At 63.5% G+C, this 15,124-nt stretch carries 12 protein-coding genes; 8 read left to right on the forward strand and 4 right to left on the reverse strand.

Going from position 1 to position 15,124, the window contains the following annotated elements; translation table 11 throughout:
• Window positions 1–65: 65 nt before the first annotated feature.
• Window positions 66–1,304, reverse strand: a complete 1,239-nt coding sequence (locus ACX9NZ_RS01955) for an MFS transporter (protein ID WP_407496718.1) — start codon at window positions 1,302–1,304, stop codon at window positions 66–68.
• A gap of 451 nt (window positions 1,305–1,755) precedes the next feature.
• Between ACX9NZ_RS01955 and asnS the strand changes: the two genes are divergently transcribed.
• The 6 genes from asnS (at window position 1,756) to ACX9NZ_RS01985 (ending at window position 8,266) form a co-directional block, all read left to right on the forward strand.
• Window positions 1,756–3,159: an asparagine--tRNA ligase gene (gene asnS, locus ACX9NZ_RS01960; protein WP_407496720.1), complete on the forward strand. Its 1,404-nt coding sequence runs from the start codon at window positions 1,756–1,758 to the stop codon at window positions 3,157–3,159.
• Window positions 3,160–3,613: 454 nt separating this feature from the next.
• Complete coding sequence (locus tag ACX9NZ_RS01965) at window positions 3,614–4,612, forward strand: ABC transporter substrate-binding protein (protein WP_118654093.1); 999 nt, start codon at window positions 3,614–3,616, stop codon at window positions 4,610–4,612.
• Window positions 4,613–4,706: 94 nt separating this feature from the next.
• Window positions 4,707–5,738, forward strand: coding sequence for an ABC transporter substrate-binding protein (locus ACX9NZ_RS01970; RefSeq protein WP_118654094.1), 1,032 nt, complete (start codon window positions 4,707–4,709; stop codon window positions 5,736–5,738).
• Between the two features lie 110 nt (window positions 5,739–5,848).
• Complete coding sequence (locus tag ACX9NZ_RS01975) at window positions 5,849–6,769, forward strand: ABC transporter permease (RefSeq protein ID WP_118654095.1); 921 nt, start codon at window positions 5,849–5,851, stop codon at window positions 6,767–6,769.
• On the forward strand, window positions 6,762–7,556 hold the full coding sequence (locus ACX9NZ_RS01980) for an ABC transporter ATP-binding protein (protein ID WP_407496723.1): 795 nt from the start codon (window positions 6,762–6,764) through the stop codon (window positions 7,554–7,556). The genes ACX9NZ_RS01975 and ACX9NZ_RS01980 overlap by 8 nt, the downstream gene beginning before the upstream one ends.
• A gap of 203 nt (window positions 7,557–7,759) precedes the next feature.
• On the forward strand, window positions 7,760–8,266 hold the full coding sequence (locus tag ACX9NZ_RS01985) for an LURP-one-related/scramblase family protein (RefSeq protein WP_407496725.1): 507 nt from the start codon (window positions 7,760–7,762) through the stop codon (window positions 8,264–8,266).
• 133 nt (window positions 8,267–8,399) lie between these two features.
• On the opposite strand, the gene ACX9NZ_RS01990 is transcribed toward ACX9NZ_RS01985, so the two are convergent.
• From ACX9NZ_RS01990 to ACX9NZ_RS02000, 3 genes are read right to left on the reverse strand one after another with little or no spacing between them, the layout of a single operon-like run.
• Complete coding sequence (locus ACX9NZ_RS01990) at window positions 8,400–10,016, reverse strand: UDP-glucose--hexose-1-phosphate uridylyltransferase (protein WP_407496727.1); 1,617 nt, start codon at window positions 10,014–10,016, stop codon at window positions 8,400–8,402.
• Window positions 10,007–11,221 carry a galactokinase gene (locus tag ACX9NZ_RS01995; RefSeq protein ID WP_294122352.1) on the reverse strand — a complete coding sequence of 405 codons (1,215 nt, stop codon included), beginning with the start codon at window positions 11,219–11,221 and terminating at the stop codon, window positions 10,007–10,009. Before ACX9NZ_RS01995 ends, ACX9NZ_RS01990 begins: the two co-directional genes overlap by 10 nt.
• Window positions 11,222–11,233: 12 nt before the next feature.
• Window positions 11,234–12,349, reverse strand: coding sequence for an aldose epimerase family protein (locus tag ACX9NZ_RS02000; RefSeq protein ID WP_407496729.1), 1,116 nt, complete (start codon window positions 12,347–12,349; stop codon window positions 11,234–11,236).
• A 194-nt stretch (window positions 12,350–12,543) separates the two neighbouring features.
• Between ACX9NZ_RS02000 and ACX9NZ_RS02005 the strand changes: the two genes are divergently transcribed.
• Together ACX9NZ_RS02005 and ACX9NZ_RS02010 are read left to right on the forward strand one after the other, a co-directional pair.
• Window positions 12,544–13,575 (forward strand): LacI family DNA-binding transcriptional regulator, encoded by a 1,032-nt coding sequence (locus ACX9NZ_RS02005; protein ID WP_118654100.1) that lies wholly within the window; start codon window positions 12,544–12,546, stop codon window positions 13,573–13,575.
• Between the two features lie 226 nt (window positions 13,576–13,801).
• The gene (locus ACX9NZ_RS02010; RefSeq protein ID WP_006720964.1) at window positions 13,802–15,082 is read left to right on the forward strand and encodes a substrate-binding domain-containing protein; all 1,281 of its coding nucleotides are present in this window, start codon (window positions 13,802–13,804) and stop codon (window positions 15,080–15,082) included.
• Window positions 15,083–15,124 lie beyond the last annotated feature (42 nt).

Here is a 15,124-nt window from a genome sequence, read left to right on the forward strand (position 1 = left end):
TTTGGGGAGGTACCCCAAATGACACATCCGTCCCTTATTGGTGCGTACCTCGGCACGCGTATGTGTTATGCGGGCTCGTCGTCCAAGTTGCGCAGCGTGGGCGCGGCGAGAGCCACGGCTGTCACGGCGATCCACGCGATCGCCAGCACCATGAAGGTGCGCTCGATACCAAAACCGGCGATGAGCGTGGAGCCCAAAAACGTTCCCGCAGGAGCGACGACGAGGTAGAGTGCGTTGAGCGTGCCCATGGCAGATCCGCGGCGTTCCTCGGGGATACGCTCGTAGGCGAAAAATCCCAACAGCGCGGATGCCGGACCCGAGAAAAGGCCCACGGCGGCGGCGCTGACAAGAAGGAGCCCCATGGCGGGCAGCGTGCCCATAATGCTCACGCCCGCGGCCATGCCCACGAGTGAGAGCACGAACCATCCGCGGCGGCTCAAACGACTTGAGAGTGCCGTGTAGATAAGGGATCCCAGTAACATGCCTATGCCCATCGCCGAAATGAAGACACCGGCGAGCTCGGGTGTGCGCTGTGAGGTGAAGTACGCTGGCAGCACAATGCCCTGCCAAGCCCCCATAACCATGGTGATTCCAAAGGACAGCAGCGTGGTGGCGCGGAGCAGGCGGTTGTTGGCGAAGAGTGTGGAGAGGCCGTCGGTGAGGACGGAGCGCGCGAGCGCGATGATGCCGCCTTTGCCGGCAGGGGAGTTGGCGGTGCTCGCCGGCGATATCGTCCCCACACCGTGGGGGAGGCTGGCGCTGACGAGCGCGGCGGCGCAGGAGCACACGGCGGTGACCCAGAGCGCGTCGATGTCGTTGAGCAGACCGATGAGCAACGCGGCGGCAGCCGGACCGACGATGCCCGTGAGGGCGTTGAGCGATTGGCTCGCACCCACGAAGCGCTGGAGATCGACGCCCTCGCGTTCGCAGACTTCGGGAAGCAGGGCGTCGCGCGCGGTCATGCCGGGAACGTCACCCACGGCGCCGAGCAGCCCGAGCGCCACGAACCAACCGAAGGAGAGTCCCACCGTGGCGTCTATCACGGGCAGCAGGGCCACGCTGAGCGCGGAGATGAGGTCGGAAGCGACGCAGATGGCCTTGCGATTGACGCGGTCGAGCACCGCGCCGCCCACGATACCGAGGACGAACTGCGGTACGGCGCAAATGAGCGCGAGCGATCCGGCAGCCAGGGCATCGCCCGTGCGGGCCAACAGGACGAGCGGCAGCACCACGCCGGCGATGGAATTGCCGAGCAGCGACAGCGCATCGGAGATGAGGTAGCGCAGGACGGCGCCTTTGAACATGAGGTTCCTCTCGAACGGGGCGGTACATCCCGCCGTTGTTCGACAGTAAAAACCCCGACGTAGCGTCGTGGTCAAAGCCCTGCACAAACCTTTCACGATGTGTAATTCGGGGACGGGTGCATTTCGCACATCGGGGATGGACGCGTTTTTTTAGAAGAGCTCAACTGGGGTTTTGCCGCAAAAAACCACGGGCTACTCGACCACTTTCAAAATTCGTTACAAAATCGCCCGATTTGTGGCACCGACCCCGTCTGGGCACGCCAAAAGGCCGATCGCAATACGGCCACACGCGGTGCCTTTGCATCGATGGCCGTCCGGCCGTGATCGGGTGGAAGGACGGGGCGGCGCCCTTCCCAGTGGCTTCGCCGTGCTCGAACATACCTGCTAGAATGAACGATTGTGAGAAAACGCAACGCGCGGCACGACGCGCCGCGGATATGAAAGGAATGGCATGGATCGCACCAAGATCGCCCAGCTATACGCCGACGCCGAATCCCTCGGCGGCCAGACCGTGACCGTTGCCGGCTGGGTCAAGTCCGTCCGTGATATGAAGAACTTCGGCTTCGTCACCCTGAACGACGGCAGCTGCTTCAAGGACCTGCAGGTCGTCATGAACCGCGAGGCGCTCGCCAACTACGACGAGATCGCGCATCAGAACGTCTCCGCCGCGCTCGTGTGCACCGGCGAGCTCAAACTCACCCCGGAAGCGCCGCAGCCCTTCGAGCTCGCCGCGACCGAGATCGCGGTCGAGGGCGTCTCGGCACCCGACTACCCGCTGCAGAAGAAGCGCGCGACCGTCGAGTTCCTGCGCACCCAGCAGCACCTGCGCCCGCGCACCAACCTCTTCCGCGCCGTGTTCCGCATCCGTTCCGTGGCCGCCGCCGCCATCCACCGCTTCTTCCAGGACCGCGGCTTCGTTTACGTGAACACTCCCATCATTACCGCGAGCGACTGCGAGGGTGCAGGCGAGATGTTCCATGTCACCACCATCGATCCGGCCAACCCGCCGCTGGATGATAAGGGCAACGTGGACTACTCCAAGGACTTCTTCGGCGCGCCCGCCTCGCTCACCGTTTCCGGTCAGCTCAACGCCGAGAACTTCGCCATGGCCTTCGGCGATGTCTATACCTTTGGCCCCACGTTCCGCGCCGAGAATTCCAACACCACGCGCCATGCCGCCGAGTTCTGGATGATCGAGCCCGAGATCGCCTTCGCCGACCTCGCCGACGACATGGACCTCGCGGAGGATATGCTCAAGTACGTCATCCGTGATGTCATGGACCGCTGCCCCGACGAACTCGCCATGCTCAACAAGTTCGTGGACAAGGGCCTCGTCGAGCGCCTCACGCATGTCGCCAACTCCGATTTCGCGCGCGTCACCTACACCGAGGCCGTCGAGATCCTCGAGCGCGCCGTCGCCGCTGGCCATGAGTTCGACTACCCCGTGAGCTGGGGCATCGACCTGCAGACCGAGCACGAGCGCTTCCTCACCGAGGAGCATTTCAAGTGCCCGACCTTCGTGACCGACTATCCTGCCGAGATCAAGGCCTTCTACATGCGCCTGAACGACGACGGCAAGACGGTCGCCGCGTCCGACTGCCTGGTGCCGGGTATCGGCGAGATCATCGGCGGCTCCCAGCGTGAGGAGCGCCTCGATGTGCTCGAGCGCCGCATCGCCGAGCTGGGCATGGACGCCGAACAGTACCGCTACTACCTCGATCTGCGCCGCTACGGCACCTGCAAACACGCCGGCTTTGGCTTGGGCTTCGAGCGCCTGGTCATGTACCTCACGGGTGTGGGCAATATCCGCGACGTCCTTCCGCATCCCCGCACCGTGGGCAGCTGCGAGTTCTAGGGCGGCGCCCCTCGACTCGTTTGACCGGGCGGCGCCCCGGCTCGTCTGTGCGGGTTGCGCCCCGGTTCGTTTGTATGGGGCGCGCTCGGCTCGCTTGTGTGAGGCGCCCTCGGCTCGCTCAATTGAGGGTAACAATGTCGAAAATCCTGCCGGTTTTGCGGCTTGTTTTCGACATTGTTACCCTCTCTTCGCATGCGACGGCTGTGGTGCCGTGCCGGCCGCGAGACCTCGGGTCCCGCGAGACCTCGGCGGCCGCGACGCTTCGGCGGCAGCGCCGGCTCGTCGGCTGGGCATCAAGCCCCCGTCGTGTTACACGTCTGTAACGAGTTTGAGCGCGGCGCGGGGGCACGTTAGTATATCCCTTGCGTGCTTTTATACGGTAAAGCGCCTTATCAAACACGGCGTCGCCGGCATCTTGGCGGGCGCCCGGAACAGCGAAACGGAGTTGATCGCCATGCTGAGTATCTCGCGCAGGAACCTTATCACCCTCGGAGCGGGCTTTTTTGCCGCGAGTGCGCTTGCGGGCTGTGGCGATGACGGCAAAGCCGTCCCAGGCGGCGGCGCCTCCTCCAAGGACTCCTACAAGATCGGCGTGCTGCAGCTCACCGAGCACGGCGCGCTCGACCAGACCAACGAGGGCTTCGTGGCTGCCATCGAAAAGTCGGGCATCGACGCCAAGATTGACCAGCAGAACGCCCAGAACGACCAGTCCGCCTGCCAGACCATCGCGAGCAAGCTCGTGAACGACGGTGACGACCTGATCTTCGCCATCGCCACACCTGCCGCCCAGGCGGTCGCCGGCGCCACCACCGAGATCCCCATCGTGGGGTCCGCCATCACCGACTACGCGGAGGGCGGCCTCGTGGAGTCCAACGACGCTCCCGGCGGCAACGTCACCGGCACGTCGGACCTCACCCCCGTCGCCGACCAGATCGACCTGCTTCACCAGTTGCTGCCCAATGCCAAGACCGTGGGCATCCTCTACTGCTCCGCCGAGTCCAATTCCGAGGTGCAGGTGCAACTCGCCGAGGAGGCTCTTGACGACGCGGGTCTTGCGCATGAGCGTTACTCCATTTCTTCCTCCAACGAGATCCAGCAGATGGTCGAATCCATGGTCGGTAAGGTCGACGCGATCTACGCTCCCACCGACAACACCATCGCCGCGGGCATGGCGACTGTCTCCATGGTCGCCAATGAGAATAAGCTCCCCGTCATCGTAGGATGCGACACCATGGTCGAGGATGGAGGGCTGGCGTCGTATAGCATCAACTATTACGACTTGGGCTATAAGGCGGGCGAGATGGCCGTGAAGATCCTCACCGAGGACGCCGATCCCGCCAGCATGCCCATCGAGTACCTGTCGAGCGAGGAGTGCCAGCTCATCGTGAACCAGGCGACTGCCGACGCGCTTGCCATCGATATCTCGACCCTCGAGGATGCCCAGATCGTCTAAGCGATTGCCCGGGATACGGCGCCGTGCGCGCCTCGATCCTCGTCGTTTTCCTCAACCACGCCGCGCCTCCTTCCGGGCGCGTTAGGAGAATCTCATGACTGATATGACCTGTTCCCGCCGTTCGTTCGCGAAGGGCGTTGCCTGCGCCTCCGCATGTGCCGTGGCGGGCGGCCTTGGCCTTTCCGGCTGCGGCGGCGATTCTGCCGGCGAGGCCGGATCTTCCGATGCCAAGGCGGCCTCGTACAAGATCGGTGTTCTGCAGCTCACTGAGCACCCGGCGCTCGATGCCGCTAACAAGGGCTTTGTCGAGGCGATCGAAGCTGCCGACATCAACGCCAAGATCAACCAGCAGAATGCGCAGAACGACCAGTCCGCTTGCCAGACCATCGCGAGCACGCTCGTGAATGAGAATTGCGATCTGATCCTCGCTATCGCCACGCCTGCCGCCCAGGCGGTCGCGGGTGCAACCTCCGACATTCCCATCGTCTGCACTGCCATCACCGACTTCGCCGCCTCTGGGCTGGTCGAGGACAACGACGCCCCGGGCGGCAACGTCACCGGTACTTCCGATATGAATCCCGTTGCCGACCAAATCGACCTGCTTCACCAGTTGGTCCCCGACGCCAAGAAGGTCGGCCTGCTCTACTGCACTGCCGAGTCAAATTCCAAGATCCAGATCGACCTCGCCGCCGAACAACTCGATGAGCTCGGCCTGGAAGGTGTCGAGTACACCGCCTCCAGCTCCAACGAGGTCCAGCAGGTGGTCGAGTCCATGATGGGCAAGGTCGACGCGATTTACACGCCCACGGACAACACCATCGCCTCGGCCATGACCGTGATCGCCTCCATCGCCAATGAGAATAAGGTTCCCACGGTGTGCGGTGAGGTCGCCCATGTCGAGGCGGGTGGCTTGGCGAGCGTGTCGATCAACTACGAGGAGCTCGGCCGCCGTGCGGGCGAGATGGCCGTGCGCATTCTCACCGAGGACGCCAACCCGGCCGAGATGCCCATTGAGACCATGACCGCCGACGAGTGCGACCTGGTCTACAACCAGAAGACCGCCGACCAGCTCGGCATCGACGTGAGCTCCCTCGCCGACGCCGGCGGTACCGACGTGAGCGCATAGGGCGTGCGCATGGTACACTGACCTGCGCATCTATATCTGTCGCATAAGCGATGAACCCCGGCGAACACCTCCGTCGGGGTTCATTTGGCTCGATTTGAAGGAGGGACAACATGAGTGGTGCTCTACTCGGCGCCGTCTCCCAGGGCATTCTCTGGGGCATCATGGTCCTTGGTGTGTTCATCACCTACAAGCTGCTCGATATCGCGGACCTTACGGTTGACGGCAGCTTCGCGCTCGGCGGAAGCGTCTGCGCCGTGCTTGTAGTCGCCGGTGTCGACCCCCTCATCGCGATTGTCGCCGCGATGCTCGCCGGTATGCTCGCCGGTGCGGTCACGGGCTTTTTGCACACCGTGTTCGAGATTCCCGCCATCCTCGCCGGTATCCTCACGCAGATCGCCCTGTGGTCGGTCAACCTGCGTATTATGGGCAAGTCCAACACGCCCCTGCTGCAGCATGACACGATCTTCTCCCGCATGACGGAGGCGACGGGCCTCTCCATCAACGCCGGCTCCATCATCGTGGGCCTTATTGTGGCGGTCCTCATCATCGCCCTGCTGTACTGGTTCTTCGGCACCGAGATCGGCAGCGCCCTGCGCGCCACCGGCAACAACGAGGACATGATCCGCGCGCTTGGCGTGTCCACCGCCAAGACCAAGATGATCGCCCTCATGCTCTCCAACGCGCTGGTGGGCCTCTCTGGAGGCCTCATCTGCCAGAGCCAGAAGTACGCCGACATCGGCATGGGCACGGGCGCCATCGTCATCGGCCTCGCCGCCATCGTCATCGGCGAGGTGCTCGGCCGCCTCACCCCCGGCAAGCTCACCGGCTTCAAGAGTCGTCTGGTCTCCGCCGTGGCTGGATCCGTGGTCTACTTCCTCATCCGCGCCATCGTTCTCCAGATGGGCATGGACGCCAACGACATGAAGCTCCTGTCCGCCATCATCGTCGCGCTCGCCTTGTGCGTGCCCGTGGTATGGGAGAGGTTCAAGCTGCGCGCGAGCTACTCGAAGGGTGGTGAGGCAGATGCTTAAGCTGTCCCACGTCAAGAAGACCTTCAACCGCGGAACCGTCACCGAGAAGCGCGCCCTCACGGGCGTCGACCTCACCCTTGCCGACGGCGATTTCGTCACCGTCATTGGCGGTAACGGTGCGGGTAAATCCACCCTGCTCAACATGATTGCGGGTGTCTACCCGCTGGATTCCGGTACAGTTGAGCTTGACGGCGAGGACATCTCCCGCCTCTCTGAACCCAAGCGCGCCAAGTACCTGGGCCGCGTGTTCCAAGATCCCATGCGTGGCACCGCCGCGGACATGCAGATCGAGGAGAACCTGGCCCTCGCCAAGCGCCGCGGCGAGCGCCGCACGCTTCGCTGGGGCATCACCCGCGCCGAGCGCGAGGAGTACGCCGAACTGCTCAAAAAGCTCGATCTGGGCCTCGAGACCCGCATGCAGGCCAAGGTGGGCCTGTTGTCCGGTGGCCAGCGCCAGGCACTCACGCTGCTCATGGCCACGCTCACCAACCCGCGCGTGCTGCTGCTCGACGAGCACACCGCGGCGCTCGACCCCAAGACGGCTGCTAAGGTGCTCGAGCTCACCGAACAGATCGTCGGCGAGCGCAAGCTCACCACCCTTATGGTGACGCACAACATGAACGACGCCATCCGTCTGGGAAACCGCCTCATCATGATGCATGAGGGCCGTGTGATCTACGACGTCGCCGGGGATGAGAAGCGCGCCCTGACCGTGCCCGACCTGCTGCAGAAGTTCGAGGAGGTCAGCGGCGGCGAGCTCGCCAACGACCGCATGCTGCTGAGCTAGGAACGTCTCGGCGCCCCGGCACCCACCGCCGCGCCGCAACCCGCGCCGACATCGCCTATGTCCGCACGCACATTGCCTATGGCTTCCTTCCGTTTGACCGGGTTGAATAGGAAGGAAGCCATAGGCATTTTTCTTAAGCGGGGATTGTGGGTACAAGGCTGAGAAAGCACAATTCCAATGTGCTGGTATGGAAGGGGTACACCATGAAGCTGCGGATTAAGGCGAAGCTCTTGAGCGTTCACAGCGAGGTGGAGGTGAGCACGACAGATAAGGAGGTCGTCTATTGTGCGGACACCGACCCGCTCTCCTCGCCGCGCCTCACGCGCCTCAAAGACGCCGAGTGCCGCGAGCTTGCCACTATCACGACCGTACGCCTTGACGCCAAGGACCGCGCGCATCATGTCGTCATGGCCGGGGGTCGCACATTCGATATTAAACGCAGATTTCGCACGCCTGCCAGCACAGTCGAGAGCTACCTCACCGTCGAGGGCGCCGATTGGCAGGTCGTGATGACGCGCGGTTGGACGAATCGCTTCGAGGTGCGTGATACGGCCGGCAGGGTCTACGTGGAGGCGAAGCAAGTCCCCATGGAGCGAAATGACACATACGAGCTGAACGTGAAGATCCCAGAGCACATGGATGAGCTGATGGTCATGTGCATCGTCGCGCGCAGCATCATGGCGGCGGATGCACCGGCGAACGCCATGTAACTGGTTCTTGTACGGGCGTGTGTGAACCGGGCGAACGTCGCGTAGTGACCGAGTGAGGCTAGAACAAATGAGCGGACACGTTCAAGACGTGCCCGCTCAATGCATGTAAAGACGATGCGATGTCCGCTATTTCCTAGAGCGCGCTGATGAAGCGCTGCAATCCGGCGCGGCCCGTGTCGTTCCACTTGAATACACCGGCGTCTTCAAGTACGCCCGCAAACACTGCGGCGACCTCGTCGCGCAGGATGCGCTGAGCGTTCTCGCGCGTGAGGTCCGGATGACGTCGCGCCACCTCGGTCGCCCATTCGGCATGCGGGGCGGTGCGATCGTTGGCCTCAAGGTGCATGAGGAGCGTCGCTTCATCCTCGTTAGTTGCCCGCGCCGCCAACAACACGTCCTTGACGCATGCGAGCTCGTCAACCAAGCGCGGAGGCAGAATCGCCAAGCCCATGACCTCGATGAGGCCGATGTTCTCCTTCTTGATGTGATGTTTGTCCGCATGGGGATGGAACACGCCAAGGGGATGCTCGTCGGTGGCGATGTTGCAACGCAGCGCGAGGTAGAGCGTGTAGTTCCCGTTTTCCCTCGTGGCAACCGGCGTCACCGTGTTGTGAGGCGTCCCATCTGGATCGCGTGGCACGATACCGCATGACGCATCCGCGTGACCGCGCCATACCTCCAAGACGTGGGCGGCGGCATCGAGCACGCGGTCGCGCGATTCGCATGAGAGCCGCAAGACGCTCATGGGCCACTGGAGCACCTCGCCGCGGACATCGTTGAATCCCGGCATGGTGAATGTGCGTTCGACCTGTGCCCGCATCATTGGGAACACGTGGCGCCCGCCTTGGAAGTGATCGTGCGTGAGGATCGATCCGCCCACGATGGGAAGATCGGCGTTGGATCCCACGAAGTAGTGGGGCAGCGTATCGACGAAGTCCAGCAAGCGTGCGATGTTCTCACGGTCCACGTGCATGGGACGGTGCTCTTGGCTCATCGCGATGCAGTGCTCAGTGAAATACGCGTAGGGGCTGTATTGGAGCCCCCACGTTTCATCTCTGAGCTCGATGGGGACGATACGGAGATTTTGACGTGCCGGATGCGCACCCTGTGGGCTTGCCGCCGCCCGTCCTGCGTATCCCTCGTTGGACATGCACAGCTGGCAGGCGGGATAGGGCTCGGCATCGTCAGCGCGCGTGAGGGCGGCAGCGATGTCGCGCGGGTCCTTCTCGGGCTTGGAAAGGTTGATGGTGATCTCGAGTTCACCCCACCGTGTCGGAGAGGTCCACTCGATATTGCGGGCGATCGCCGAGCGGCGCACGTATCCGACGTCGCAGCACAGACGGTAGAACCAATTGGTGGCGTCCAACGCTCCCTTTTCCCGGCGAAGGTCTTCGAATGAGCGGGCGATGTCGGAGGGACGCGGAGTAAGCCGTCCCATGATTGCCATCGAAGCGCGGTCTCGCCCACCCGCACTGTCCTCGAACCTTCCGTTGGCCACGGCGACCTCGGACAGCACGGCGAGCGCGTCATCCAAGTCGAACGAGTCCTCATCGAACGTTTCGGTTCCCGCTTCCCAGGCCGTGCTCGGCGCAGGTCCTTCGGCTCCCATGGTATCGAGGAGCTCGTTGTATGCCCAGCGGCGATCTTGCGCATCGATGATGCCGCAGTCGATCGCATATAGAGTCATCTGCTCGAGCGCACGCCTCACCTGCTCGTGCTCGTCGCATGTGGGGGTGTCGGTTACAGCCATGTTGCGGAAGCACCGTCCTCGGTGATGGCGTAGGTGCGGCAGGAGCCCTCTCCCAGCCATGCATCCATGCGCTGACAGAACTCGGCGGCCAGCTCGACAGGGACGAAGCACTGGATGGAGCCGCCGAACCCGCCGCCGTGAATACGCACTGCGCCGCGTCCGTTCAGGATGTGCTCTGCCAGGCCCAGGGCGAGCATGGCGTGCTGCTCGCGCACGTCAACGCCGGAGGGGGAGACGTTTTGCAGGTACATGGCGGAGCTTGCGCCCGACTGGCGCGTGTAGGCGAGGAAGGCGTCGATGTCCCCGTTCTTCAGGGCTGCCCAGCGTTTGTCAACGAGGTCGTTCTCGTACCAGTAGTGAATGGCGCGCAGCACGGCGCGATCCCCGAGCTTCTCGCGGAGTGCCGGCACGGCGGCATCGAAATCGGCGGGGTCAACCTCGCACAGGCGCGTATGGCCGAGCTCTGCGGCGACCGCCTGCATCTCGGCGGGGGTGGCGGCGTACTCATGGGTGAGGTCGGTGTGGTCTGCTCCGACTTTCACCAAAACGAGGGAGTAGCCGTAGTCCTCGAAGGCGAGAGCGAGTTTTTCGGTGGCGGGTCGGGCGTTCTCGAAGTCCATGAATGAGAGCCCGCCCAGGCACACGGCGGCCTGGTCCATGAGGCCACACGGCTTGCCGTAGTAGTTGTTCTCGGTGCGCTGGCTCATTTGTGCCAGCGTGACGGGATCGACTGCGGGCGCTTCCCAGAGAGCCTCCATGGCCCGTCCGTATGCCGCCTCGACCGCCGCGGAGCTGGACAGGCCGCCGCCGGAGGGAACGGTGCATACGAAGGCGAAGTCGAAGCCCGCCGGGGTGCCACCGTGCGCGGCGATCTCATGAGCCATGCCACGCACGAGGCTGGCGGAGGTGCCGACCTCGTCTTCGCGCACGTCAAGGTCGTCGAGCTCGATGCTGAACGTGGGATACCCCTCGTCTGCGATGCGGACCGTGTTGGTGCCGTTTGCCACGGCGATGCCGTCCACCGAGACGTCGAGTGCACCGGCGATCACATGCCCGCCCTCGTGGTCGGTGTGATTGCCCGAGATCTCCGAGCGTCCGGGTGCGTGGATGGCGAGCACGTGGGCGTCGGCAGGGATGGGGCCGAACTCTGCCTCGTACAGCTCGCGAGCTTTGTCGAGCGCCTGAGTGCGGGTGATGGTTGTCATGGTTTGATCCTCCTATCCGTTCGCCGCGCGTATCGTGGCGTGTTGCGGTGATTGGCGGGTGGTCGAGAAGCGGTAGACGATGCGCTCCCGATAGGGTGCGTTTGGCGTGCAGACGGGCTGGTCCCATGCGGGATGATGCACCGCGTCGGGATAATACTCGGGCTCGAAGGCGAAGCCGCAGCGCGGCGTGTACGACGCGCCGTCCTTCGCCTGCGCATCGTCGAGCCAGTTGCCGGTGTAGAGATGGGCACCTGGAGCGGTTATGGCGACGTCGAGCGTCCGTCCACTCGTCGGGTCCTCGGCGTGAAGCGCGTGTCGCGGTGCCGCGCCGCGTTCGAATCCGTCGATGCAGAGGCAGTGATCGTATCCGCGCGCGCGGCGGAGCTGTTCGTCGACTTGGGTTATAAGCTCGCCCAACTGGTGCATCTTGCGGAAATCGAAGGGAGTTCCGGTGACGTCGAGCACCTCGCCGGTAGACACGCTGTCTTCGCGCACGGGCAGGTACGAGTTGGCGTCGATGCGGACGAGCTGGTCGTCGACCTGCCCGCTGTCGTGCCCGGCCAGGTTGAAGTAGCTGTGGTTCGTCATGTTGACGACCGTCTCGGCATCGGTATCGCATTGATGCGATACCTCGAGGGCGATGGACCCGTCGTCTTCGAGAGAGAGCCGGTAGGTCACGGTGAAGGTGCGATTACCCGGTAGTCCGATCTCGCCGTCGGCGAGGTGGCAGGTGAGTGCCAGGGCGTTGTCGGCATCGAGCGCGCGCGCCTCCCAAAGGCGCTTGTGCAGGCCGGTGTCGAGGTCGGAGTGCAAGTTGTTGGCGTGTTCCGGGCCATCGTTGGCGGGCAGGTGGTACAGGGCTTCACCCAAGGGGACCTCGGCGCGGTCGGTGCGGTTCGCGATGGGCCCGATGGTCGCCCCATAACAGGCGGGATTGTCGAGATAGCCGTCTATGGAGCCGAATCCGAGGACAATGTCCGCGATGGATCCCGAGGCATCGGGAACACGGACGGACAAGATGGTCGCTCCGAAATCCATGATCGATACGGAGGCTTCCCCCACTTGTAGCGTGTAGACGTGCACGTCCTCCCCGGTGGGCAGGGTGCCGAACGGTTCGGCTTCGATCATACCGACCTCCTTGCAAGACGAAAGACGCTGTTTTCGGCGGGTGAGCGCGAAAAAGACGCATGAGTGCGCCGAAAACAATGTTAACGTACTCATAAGTAAAATCACGCGATATACCCCATTTGGTCGATTTCGCGGCGTGAACGGTCGAACGAATCCACCGAGAACGGGGGTGCACGTTGATGGGAGGATATTCGATGGTCGATCGGGAAGTGACCCTGGGCGCCACGCAGCGCGCGGGGCGCAACGTCTCCATGTCCGATGTCGCCGCCGCCGCCGGGGTCTCCCAGCAGACCGTATCCCGCGTGGTGAATGGGGCGCCGAACGTGAGCGAGAAGACCCGGACGATGGTCCTTGAGGCGATGCGAGAGCTGGGGTTCAGGCCCAACTACGCGGGCAGGTCGCTGCGAGGGGGGTGCTATCGCGCGGTGGGCCTGTGCGCATACGATGTCACGCAGGTGGGCAACCTCACCATGCTTGACGGCATCCTGGCGGCGGCATGCGCCCAGGGATGCGCGGTGACGATGGTGGAGATGGATGAGAGGTCTGCCTTCTCGCTGGAGGACGCCTCGCGTCGCATGGCCGCCCTGCCCGTCGACGCGATGATCATCGGCATGAGCCGCATGGCGCCCGATTTCGAGACGTTCGATCCTCAGCCGGGTATGAACACCGTCATCGTGACCATGTGCGCGCACCCGCGCGTGACGACGGTCGATTCCGACCATTACGGTTGCTCCAAGCTCGTGATGGACCATCTATTCGAGTATGGTCACGAGCAGATTCGCTTCGTGGGCGGCCCTGCCTTTTCCATCGACAGCAAATTTCGCGAGGCGGGATGGCGCGATGCGCTCGCGTCTCGCGGGATCGAGCCCGTGGCGCCCCTGCGCGGTGACTGGACGGCCGACAGCGGCTACGAAGTCGGGCGCGCCCTTGTTGCCGATCGCACCATGACCGCCGTGTACGTTGCGAACGACCAGATGGCGGTTGGCGTCATCGCGGCTCTGCGCGAGGCGGGGCGCCGCGTCCCGGAGGATGTGAGCGTGGTGGGCATCGACGATTCGCTTAGGAGCATGATCCCCCATGTGGAGTTGACGACAGTTCGCTTTGATTTGAGGGAACGCGGCCGATTGGTGTTCGAACATGCCATGGGTTCGGTCGATGCGCCCATAGAGGCGGTGCGCATACCCGGTGAGCTGGTGCGTCGTTCGACAGTGGCGCCTCGCCCCTAGGCGCGCCGACGGTTCCGCCTCCGGTATCCAAAAACCGTCCACGTAGAAAAACAGACCTTCTGGCGATATAAGACGGGCAAGGGAGGTGCGTATGCCCTTGCGGTGTTAACGTTACCACAAGCACGAGACACGGCGTGTCCAAGAGAAGGGGGCGCCGGGTCGCCATGCGCAACCAGCGCATGGCGTGGTTCAATGCGATATCCCATCGCATGAAAGGAGCGTTTCAATGCAAGTTTCACGTCGTCAGTTCCTGCAGGTCGGCGGTCTGGGCCTCATGGGAGCCATGGGCGCCGGTGCCCTCGTTGGCTGCGGTGGCGGCTCCGAGGCCCCCGCTGGTAGCGAGCCCGCTGCCTCCGGCACCGACAAGCCGGTCATCTTCTACAACCGCCAGCCTTCCAACAGCTCCACCGGTGAGCTGGACATGACCGCGCTCAACTACAACAAGAACACCTACTACGTCGGCTTCGACGCCAACCAGGGTGGCGAGCTCGAGGGCACCATGATCGTCGACTACATCAAGGCCCACATCGACGAGATCGATCGCAACGGCGACGGTATCATCGGTTACGTCCTCGCCATCGGCGACGTGGGTCACAACGACTCCATCGCTCGTACCCGTGGTTGCCGTAAGGCCCTGGGCACCGCGGTCGAGAAGGACGGCGCCATCGTGTCCGACGCCGCCGGCACCAACACCGATGGCTCTGCTACCGTGGTCAAGGACGGCACCCTCGAGGTCGACGGTAAGACCTACACCGTCCGCGAGCTCGCCTCGCAGGAGATGAAGACCACCGCCGGCGCCACGTGGGACGCCCCCACCGCCGGTAACGCGATCTCCACTTGGGCTTCTTCCTTCGGCGATCAGATCGACGTCGTCGTCTCCAACAACGACGGCATGGGCATGGCCATGTTCAACGCCTGGTCCAAGGAGAACAAGGTTCCCACCTTCGGTTATGACGCCAACTCCGACGCCGTCGCCGCAATCGCCGAGGGCTATGCCGGCACGATTTCCCAGAACCCTGCCGTCCAGGCCTACCTCACCCTTCGCCTGATCCGCAACGTGCTCGACGGCGTCGACATCGACACCGGCATTGGCACGGAGGACGAGGCTGGCAACGTGATCGCCGCCGACGACTTCAAGTACAGCGCGGACGAGCGCTCCTACTACGCCATGAACCTTGCCGTAACGGCCGACAACGCCGACAAGTTCGTCGACGCCACCGCTCTGTACGAGACCGCGCAGGAGCAGCTCAGCGAGGATGATAGCCCGTCCAAGAAGATCTGGCTGTCCATCTACAACTCCGCCGACAATTTCCTGTCCTCCACCTATCAGCCCCTGCTCGAGAAGTACAAGGACATCCTCAACCTCGACCTCGAGATCGTTGGCGGCGACGGCCAGTCCGAGTCCTCCATCACCAACAAGCTCGCCGATCCCAGCTCCTTCGACGGCTTCGCCATCAACATGGTCAAGACCGACAATGGCGCTTCGTACACATCCTTGCTTGGCTAATCGGTTGACCCGCGCTGCAAACACGGTTTCGTAGCGACTCAT

It is taken from the genome of Collinsella sp. BM28 (assembly GCF_054551995.1).

Coding starts and splice junctions, on each gene's coding strand:
- ACX9NZ_RS01980 (WP_407496723.1), top strand. CDS start 6,762: ATGCTTAAGCTGTCCCACGTCAAGAAGACCTTCAACCGCGGAACCGTC.
- ACX9NZ_RS02010 (WP_006720964.1), top strand. CDS start 13,802: ATGCAAGTTTCACGTCGTCAGTTCCTGCAGGTCGGCGGTCTGGGCCTC.
- ACX9NZ_RS01990 (WP_407496727.1), bottom strand. CDS start 10,016: ATGGCTGTAACCGACACCCCCACATGCGACGAGCACGAGCAGGTGAGG.
- asnS (WP_407496720.1), top strand. CDS start 1,756: ATGGATCGCACCAAGATCGCCCAGCTATACGCCGACGCCGAATCCCTC.
- ACX9NZ_RS01970 (WP_118654094.1), top strand. CDS start 4,707: ATGACTGATATGACCTGTTCCCGCCGTTCGTTCGCGAAGGGCGTTGCC.
- ACX9NZ_RS02000 (WP_407496729.1), bottom strand. CDS start 12,349: ATGATCGAAGCCGAACCGTTCGGCACCCTGCCCACCGGGGAGGACGTG.
- ACX9NZ_RS02005 (WP_118654100.1), top strand. CDS start 12,544: ATGGTCGATCGGGAAGTGACCCTGGGCGCCACGCAGCGCGCGGGGCGC.
- ACX9NZ_RS01965 (WP_118654093.1), top strand. CDS start 3,614: ATGCTGAGTATCTCGCGCAGGAACCTTATCACCCTCGGAGCGGGCTTT.
- ACX9NZ_RS01995 (WP_294122352.1), bottom strand. CDS start 11,221: ATGACAACCATCACCCGCACTCAGGCGCTCGACAAAGCTCGCGAGCTG.
- ACX9NZ_RS01975 (WP_118654095.1), top strand. CDS start 5,849: ATGAGTGGTGCTCTACTCGGCGCCGTCTCCCAGGGCATTCTCTGGGGC.
- ACX9NZ_RS01955 (WP_407496718.1), bottom strand. CDS start 1,304: ATGTTCAAAGGCGCCGTCCTGCGCTACCTCATCTCCGATGCGCTGTCG.
- ACX9NZ_RS01985 (WP_407496725.1), top strand. CDS start 7,760: ATGAAGCTGCGGATTAAGGCGAAGCTCTTGAGCGTTCACAGCGAGGTG.